Source organism: Bacillus sp. S4 (genome assembly GCF_040838205.1).
Taxonomy (GTDB): Bacteria; Bacillota; Bacilli; order Bacillales; family Bacillaceae_G; genus Bacillus_A; species Bacillus_A cereus_U.
This window is the reverse complement of record NZ_JBFPJI010000154.1, coordinates 1-7,590: the sequence shown is the minus strand read 5'-3', so window position 1 is coordinate 7,590 and position 7,590 is coordinate 1. Positions and strand designations below refer to the sequence as shown.

Below are 7,590 nucleotides of genomic sequence, written 5' to 3'. Positions count from 1 at the left end.
TAAAAAAGTGCACCTCCAATTGTTAGACTGTGTCTAACAATTGGGGTGCACTTCAAAATTAGCACGACTTTTTTATAATTATTTGATTTACCGAGCGCACTCTATATGTAATCGTTAACCCTCATTATTATACAACTGCTCCTTCATCCATCTCGCAATCCCCCTGCTCCCTTCACTCCCAACTTTCTCAAGTTCTTCTACAACTAATCCTCTTCTCTCCACAGAATGATTTTGACTTAACTTCGCTTTTCCTTCTATTTTATTTATCTTTATTTTAAACCCAACTATTCCCCTACTTAATCCTTCCATATAATTCGGATCTACATCATTCAGTGAGTAGGTGCTTTTTGGATTTTCATATTTATGTACTAAATCTTGAAGTGAATCTATTAATTCCTGTTCATCTTCAACAATTTCTAACTCTCCATATACATGCACCGCAACATAGTTCCATGTTGGTACTGCTTTATTTGTTTCATACCATGATGGAGAGATATAACTATGTGGCCCTTGAAAAATAGCTACCACTTGTTGATTTTCACTATCTTTCCACTGCTCATTTGGACGTGCAAAATGCCCGGATAAAGTAAGTGTTTCCCTATTTAACAATAACGGTAAATGCGTTGCGTACGGTGCTCCGTTATGTTGAGAAAATAAAGTTGCAAAGCTATTTTGTTCAATAATTTCGTACTTCTTCTCTTCATCTTGTATAGTGAAATGTTTTGGTATGTACATAAGCTCCCTCTTTTCTTATCTTCTTATTTCCCATTATATTTACGAGATTTATTATTTGGCAGGGACAGATTGTAATTGTTTTATAAGGTCAGTTCATATAGTAAAACCTCTTCTTCAAAAATAATAGGTGGCATTATATGATTTCTGCCACCTTAGTCTATTTTCTTATTGATACAAACTCCCTTATTCAACTATCCTTCATAGCTTTTTCCAATACAGCTTCAATGAATTCCGTTTTACCTAAGCTATAACTTGAGCGATTTTCCGCCGTTTCTGCTAACTCTTTCTTTAACTTCCCATATTCAATAACAACGTTTGGATTTCCACGAAGATAATCACGAAACGCCACATGTCTTCTTAACTCTTCACTATTCTTATCGCATACATATAAATGATGTTCCATCCAAATTGTATTCTTCCCATCCCTCGGAACATATTGATCCTTTCTTCCAAAAGCCTCTCTCCCCTTAAAACTCCACTCTTCTTGATGAAAATATCCTATCTTTTCAAACCCCTTTATTACTTTAGGAAAAACATCATAATCTTCTATTACAACATCGACATCTAATATCGGTTTAGAAGCAAGACCTTTAACAGATGTACTCCCAACGTGCTCTATAGAAAAAATAAGTTCTCCCATTACGTTATTAATCACCGTCTGTAATTTACAAAATTCACTTTCCCATTGTGTATTATATTTCTCAACAGTAATAAATTGTTTCAATTGACCCATCCTTCTCAAATCACTTTTATAACCTCTGAATATGCGTATCCTTAAAATCAGTCTCATATTTCAATCCATACCCAATCATTCGATCCATCCCAATATGTGCTGTCCATATTAAACCAACCATTAAAATCGTATCCACCTTAAAATAGACCCCTATTAAAACAAGTAATATGGATATGATATATGTGTGAAATAGATTATAAATTTGTGCACCAACACGTTTGTTAATGGCGTACGCCACCATTGCTAAATCAGGTGCAAAAAGTAATACGATAAATAATAACCAGCTAAATCCACATAATGCATATATATAAATCGCAGCTAATAAGACGACCAATCCTTCAAAATGTATAATGCGTTTCTCCAAACTTCATCATTCCTTATCTTTTAACTTAAAAATTTTATTCGGATTTAAAATATTTTGCGGATCAAGAGCTTTCTTTATTTTTTCCATTACTAAAAGCGCAGCCCCATGTTCTTCTTCTTGATACTTCTGCTTCCCTATTCCAACGCCGTGCTCTCCTGTACAAGTTCCGCCACGCTTAAGAGCATACAATACGATACTTTCGTTTATTTCGTCCCCTTTTTTCACTTCATCTTTATCGTTTGGATCAATCATTAAGAGCACATGGAAATTCCCGTCTCCTACATGGCCAAGAATACCACCAACAAGACCAACTTTATCTAACGTCTCTTTCGCATGCTGTATTGCACCAGCTAATTCTGAAATTGGTACACAAACATCCGTACTCATTAGCTTTTTACCAGGATAACTATGAACGTAAGAATATGCTAAGTTATGTCTTGCATCCCATAATTTATTTCTTGCCGCAGTTTCAGTTTCAAAAGCGACTTCTTTACATTTATGATCAAAAACAATTTCCTTCGTAAACTCGATATCTTGCGTTAGCCCTGCTTCATTTCCGTGAAACTCTAAAAACAGTGTTGGTTCTTCTCTGTAATTTGTTTCATTATAATGATTTACTTGTTTCATAGATAGTTCATCAACGAGCTCTATTCTCGCAATTGGAATACCAGCTTGCAGTATATTAATAACAGCTTCTACTGCATCATTTATAGTTGGAAACGATGCTCTCGCAGCCATAACATGTTCTGGTATGCCGTATACTTTTACTGTTAGCTCTGTAAAGCATCCAAGCGTACCTTCTGATCCTACGAAAATACCATTTAAATGATAACCTGATGATGACTTCGCCGCTAAATTGCCAGTATGTATCACTTGTCCATCAGCAAGTACCACTTCTAAATCACGAACTTGATCACGCATTACGCCATACTTAACCGCTGTCGTTCCGCTCGCGTTTGTAGCAGCCATCCCTCCTAACGTTGCATCTGCGCCTGGATCTACACTAAAAAATAGACCATACTTTTTCAATTCTTTATTGAGCTGAGAACGAGTCACTCCTGGTTGTACTTTCACAAGAAAATCTTTCTCTCTTATTTCAAGTATTTTGTTCATTAATGAAAAATCAACCGTAATCCCCTTTTCATACGGAATTATATGGCCCTCTAAACTGGAGCCTACTCCAAATGGAACGACAGCCTTTCCATGCAGACTCGCTACTTTCATAATCTCGCTAACTTCTTCAGCCGTTTTTGGATACACAACTACATCCGGCAAACTACTAGTATGGTAAGATTCATCTTTACTATGTAACTCTCTTACTGTCTTATTAACCACTACTTGATCTTCAGGAAGTACATCCTTTAATTCATTTACTAAACGTTCAATTGTTATTTCCATTACGTACTCTCCTTTTATATTATTTACGCCGCATTAATTATACCATTTTTATACAAAATAATCAGAATAGTAAGATTCGTGTAATTTTATATATAAAAAAGAACTTGCAGTATTCCCTACAAGTTCTTTTTTATAAAACTACATTTTAGACGATTTCTTCAACAAAATCATAAACCAAACTAAAGTAAATGCCATCATAGAATGAGAGAACCCTACAATATAAGTTAACCCTTTAAAGTCCGCTCCATTTAGTTGAAGAAGTCCTCTCGCTGCCAACGAACCTAACATTAAAGTTAATGCGATATTATGTAAAATAAACCAGTTATTAAATCCTTTCACTTCATGAAAAGCGAATACTTTTGCTAATCCTAAAGCAATTAAAAAGAAGAAAAAGCCAAGTACTAACGTATGCGTATGCAACAGATTTAATAGTGTAGAGCCTAAAATCCCTTTATATTTCCCATACTCCCTAGCAAATATTCCTGACAATAAACCGATAATTAAATAAGTAAACGATGCATTATATAATTTCTTCATTATGTACCTCCTTGAGTAGAATGTGTAGTGTGTCATATTTAGTAATAATGATAGTTATATAGTAAAAACTCCTAGTTTCCTAGGAGTCATTGTATAAGTATCTCACTCTTTCCAGTTAATCCTAATTATAAAATATCCTTCTATGCAAAACAATCGAACTTTATGTGAACAAGTAACTCTCAATTAAAATAACTTGCACTTTTATTTTGTACAATCCATACTAATTGTTATAACTGTTAAAGGTGGTGCAATAGATTGATAGTTCTTGAAACTGAACGACTCACTCTTCGCTGGCTCGATATAAAAGATGCTCCGTTTATTCTCGAGTTAGTAAACGATCCTGCATGGATTCAGTTTATCGGTGATAAAGAGGTTAGAAACTTAAAAGACGCAACAAATTATATTTTAAACGGACCAGTCGATATGTATAACAAGGTTGGCTTTGGTCTTTACTTAGTAGAACGAAAAGAAGATCTTACTCCACTTGGTATGTGTGGTCTTATTAAAAGAGATTCATTAGAAGATATCGATATCGGATTTGCCTTTTTAGAAAAATTCCGCTCGAAAGGATACGGCTATGAATCTGCTGCTGCGGTAATGGAATACGGTGTACAAAAACTAGGAATGAAACGAATTGTAGCAATTACTTCTATAGATAACACTGTTTCAGGAAAACTTTTAGAAAAAGTAGGATTACGATTCGAGAAAATAATTTCAGACTCAGAAGAAGATCTAAAATTATTTGGGTATAACGCATAATAAAAAAAGGTCGCCATTCACGGCGACCCTTTTACTATTTCACTTCTACCGCATAATTCCCTGTTCCCCCGCCGTACTGATATACATGTAAATAATACTTCCCTGGATGCGTATAGTAACTACCTACTAACTTATTTCCTTTCATTATAGATAGATAAAACAAAAATTATCACATGCATCTATCCATCAAAATAAAAGCATTTTATTAAAATACATTTAATATCCCAATGGATTTATGTTAATATTTTAAATATTAACATAAATAAAACTACCTACTTTTCACACGAAACTCTTTAAACTTTAACGTGCAACTTATTTTCAGTTGAATATGGCATATGAAATGGGGTTGAGAAATTTATAAATCACTTTCTTTTTATACTGAAATTTTGTTGAAATAAAATATAAATAAAGGGAGCCTACAAACGATGAATGTATCTTTAATTACACCTACTACCGATTTACATGAAGAATACTTAGATTTTTATAACGAATGGAAAAATAGCGGCGAAACAATGATTCCGTGGGTGATCTCAAAAGACCCTTCTAATTTCACGGCAATGATTCAAGAATTACACGACGCACATAACGGAATAAATATACCTAAAACATGGGTAACAGCTTCTACTTATTGGCTCATTACAAATGAAAATAAAATTTTGGGAGCAGTTAATATTCGTCATAGTTTGACGGAGCATTTATTTAATGCTGGAGGCCATATCGGTTATGGCATTCGCCCTTCCGAAAGAAGAAAAGGATATGCTACGAAGTTACTAGAGTTATCATTAGAAAAAACGAAAGAATTAAACATCACGAAAGCACTTGTCGTTTGCGACGAAGTGAATACAGCTTCAGAGAAAACGATTTTACATAACGGCGGTCTCCGTGATGAAGATTTCACTGAAGAAGATGGTAATGTTGTGAGAAGGTATTGGATTGAGCTCTAAATAATCAAAAACAAGCCAGAAAGTGATTACACACTTTCTGGCTTGTTTTATACTACTTCTATTTCAAACTGCACTGTAATACCACTCGGATCTACTACCGTAAATCCATTTGTAGTTTCATTTATCTCATGTTGTTTTTCTATTAATCTTTCTTTTACTTCATTTAAAGCTTCTTTATGAGGTAGTACAATCGTATATACTTTTAGTCCCGTTGCATGTGCTGGTGGATGCGGGTTATTTACCCCGTTCCACGTATTTGCACCGATATGGTGATGATACACTCCTGCCGAAATGAATAAGCAATCATCTTCACGCTGTTGTACTTCAAAACCTACTGTATCTACATAAAACTCATGTGACTTCTCGACATCAGCTATTCGTAAATGTACGTGTCCAACCACAGTGTCAGCAGGTAAACCATCAAATTCATAATCAACGAGCGTTGCTAGTTCTTTTAAATCAAGTGGCGTACTTCCTCCTGGCCCTTCTCCCCACTGATCTCGAGGACGGTCCGCATAAATCTCAATACCGTTCCCCTCTAAATCTTGTAAATAAAACGCTTCACTATACGTATGATCACTTGCACTATTAAACCTTGAAATTGGTAAAATTTCATTTGAATATGTATAACGTCCTTCTTGTTCAGCTGGACTATCAATTACGTTCTTATTACGAATCACCCCAAATAGTGCCGAAGCAAAAGCCTCACGAGTCGGAACTAAAAAGGCTACATGATATATACCCGTCGTACGTGGTTCTTGAAGCGCTGCATCTTCTAACTTCTCAAGTACAAGTAGCGTATTCTCACCACCTTTTCCTGCTAAATATGCTTTATTCCCCTCTTGCTTAATTACTTCTAACCCTACTACATTCTCATAAAAAACAATTTGACTCTCTAAATCTTTTACTTTAAATGCAACATGACCAATACGTGTTTTCGGATGAATTTGTACCATGAATAACTTCCTCTCCTAGTCCTTTATTTCAAAACAAATTAACATAGCCGTTACTATGAAGGATACAACCAAAAACACACTATGTAAATAAGAAAAATCAGAATTAATAGTTTTCCATAGGCCATTAATGACAAAAAGCCATCTCCTCTGAAATTCAGAAGAGATGGCTTCTATTATATAAATCTTTTACTTTATTACCCTTTAACTATATATTTATTTCATCTTATGTACTTCAGCAACTAACTTTCCGCCTTGTATGCCCATATAAAGCTTAACAGGAGCATCATTCGTGTTTTCAAATACTAAGTCTAAATATGGATACGCAATTGTAGCATCTCTTCCCTGCGGGACATAACCTACTGTTTTAGAATGTGTAGTTCTCTCTACCATTTTTAAACCAGCTTGATCTGCTGCATTGTATAGAGTTGATGATGTTTGACAAACGCCACCACCATAACCATCTACTAATTTACCATCTACAATTTCTTTACCTAATTGATATCCTTTATCTGGCGTTGTATCACCGATCAATGCATTAAAAGAGAAACTGTCTCCTTTTGCTAATACAACTCCATTTATGCTCGCTGCTGACAAACGAATATTCTCAATACGGCCACCTGCTGAGCCACCTAAATTCGTTTCATATCTACCAATTACCGTGCCACTTCCTTGCGCATCACTTAATGTTGCGGTAGGCTTTTTCTCAACGATAGGTAACTGATATGAAGAATCCCACATACCTACATTTAATAATTTGTCTACTAATTCTTTTTCCATTAATTCATAAGAAGGCTTTCCTTCTTGCCATGATCCATCAGGCGCTATACGTGAAGGGACCATCTTTTTGTCAACGCTTTTTCCAACTTCACCAGCAACCTTCGTTACCGATTTTTTGAATTTCGCCTCATCTTCAAAATACCCTAAGCTCGATAAGTCTATTTTCTTCACTTCAGTACCAGTACGCCCATCCACTAAGCTAATTGAATCCTGTACATCAGCCTTGGCCTCTACAACGTTCCCACCAAAATCACTTACTAATGCCACATCACTTACTTTTGTTCCACAACCACTTACTACAGCTACACATAGCACCCCTACTAATATACCCTTTATTTTTCGGAACAATATACTCTCTCCTTTTCCCCAACATTATTTCTTATGTAT

At 35.2% G+C, this 7,590-nt stretch carries 10 protein-coding genes; 2 read left to right on the top strand and 8 right to left on the bottom strand.

Annotated elements, in window-relative coordinates:
* Positions 1-114 precede the first annotated feature (114 nt).
* The 5 genes from AB3X48_RS14530 to AB3X48_RS14510 form a co-directional block, all read right to left on the bottom strand.
* Positions 115-735 (bottom strand): FMN-binding negative transcriptional regulator, encoded by a 621-nt coding sequence (locus AB3X48_RS14530; protein WP_016105792.1) that lies wholly within the window; start codon positions 733-735, stop codon positions 115-117.
* Between the two features lie 187 nt (positions 736-922).
* Positions 923-1,459 (bottom strand): GrpB family protein, encoded by a 537-nt coding sequence (locus AB3X48_RS14525; protein ID WP_016105793.1) that lies wholly within the window; start codon positions 1,457-1,459, stop codon positions 923-925.
* Positions 1,460-1,484: 25 nt separating this feature from the next.
* Positions 1,485-1,832 (bottom strand): DUF4260 domain-containing protein, encoded by a 348-nt coding sequence (locus AB3X48_RS14520; RefSeq protein WP_002199741.1) that lies wholly within the window; start codon positions 1,830-1,832, stop codon positions 1,485-1,487.
* Positions 1,833-1,838: 6 nt separating this feature from the next.
* The gene (locus AB3X48_RS14515) at positions 1,839-3,230 is read right to left on the bottom strand and encodes an FAD-binding oxidoreductase (RefSeq protein ID WP_016105794.1); all 1,392 of its coding nucleotides are present in this window, start codon (positions 3,228-3,230) and stop codon (positions 1,839-1,841) included.
* Positions 3,231-3,368: 138 nt separating this feature from the next.
* A complete protein-coding gene (locus AB3X48_RS14510) occupies positions 3,369-3,767 on the bottom strand; it encodes a DUF2871 family protein (protein ID WP_002199739.1) in 399 nt (132 codons plus the stop codon).
* Between the two features lie 255 nt (positions 3,768-4,022).
* Between AB3X48_RS14510 and AB3X48_RS14505 the strand changes: the two genes are divergently transcribed.
* Positions 4,023-4,526: a GNAT family N-acetyltransferase gene (locus tag AB3X48_RS14505; RefSeq protein WP_016105795.1), complete on the top strand. Its 504-nt coding sequence runs from the start codon at positions 4,023-4,025 to the stop codon at positions 4,524-4,526.
* Positions 4,527-4,560: 34 nt separating this feature from the next.
* On the opposite strand, the gene AB3X48_RS14500 is transcribed toward AB3X48_RS14505, so the two are convergent.
* Positions 4,561-4,689, bottom strand: coding sequence for a hypothetical protein (locus AB3X48_RS14500; RefSeq protein ID WP_256416131.1), 129 nt, complete (start codon positions 4,687-4,689; stop codon positions 4,561-4,563).
* Positions 4,690-4,951: 262 nt separating this feature from the next.
* Here AB3X48_RS14500 and AB3X48_RS14495 point away from each other — a divergent pair, with 262 nt between their 5' ends.
* Complete coding sequence (locus AB3X48_RS14495; protein WP_016105796.1) at positions 4,952-5,470, top strand: GNAT family N-acetyltransferase; 519 nt, start codon at positions 4,952-4,954, stop codon at positions 5,468-5,470.
* Positions 5,471-5,517: 47 nt separating this feature from the next.
* On the opposite strand, the gene AB3X48_RS14490 is transcribed toward AB3X48_RS14495, so the two are convergent.
* Both AB3X48_RS14490 and AB3X48_RS14485 read right to left on the bottom strand, forming a co-directional pair.
* A complete protein-coding gene (locus AB3X48_RS14490; protein ID WP_016105797.1) occupies positions 5,518-6,426 on the bottom strand; it encodes a VOC family protein in 909 nt (302 codons plus the stop codon).
* A 213-nt stretch (positions 6,427-6,639) separates the two neighbouring features.
* Positions 6,640-7,551, bottom strand: coding sequence for a VanW family protein (locus AB3X48_RS14485; protein ID WP_002111070.1), 912 nt, complete (start codon positions 7,549-7,551; stop codon positions 6,640-6,642).
* Positions 7,552-7,590: the final 39 nt, after the last annotated feature.

Excerpts from the sequence above, each read along its gene's own strand:
- AB3X48_RS14510 (WP_002199739.1), bottom strand. The coding sequence starts at position 3,767 with ATGAAGAAATTATATAATGCATCGTTTACTTATTTAATTATCGGTTTA.
- AB3X48_RS14530 (WP_016105792.1), bottom strand. The coding sequence starts at position 735 with ATGTACATACCAAAACATTTCACTATACAAGATGAAGAGAAGAAGTAC.
- AB3X48_RS14515 (WP_016105794.1), bottom strand. The coding sequence starts at position 3,230 with ATGGAAATAACAATTGAACGTTTAGTAAATGAATTAAAGGATGTACTT.
- AB3X48_RS14490 (WP_016105797.1), bottom strand. The coding sequence starts at position 6,426 with ATGGTACAAATTCATCCGAAAACACGTATTGGTCATGTTGCATTTAAA.
- AB3X48_RS14495 (WP_016105796.1), top strand. The coding sequence starts at position 4,952 with ATGAATGTATCTTTAATTACACCTACTACCGATTTACATGAAGAATAC.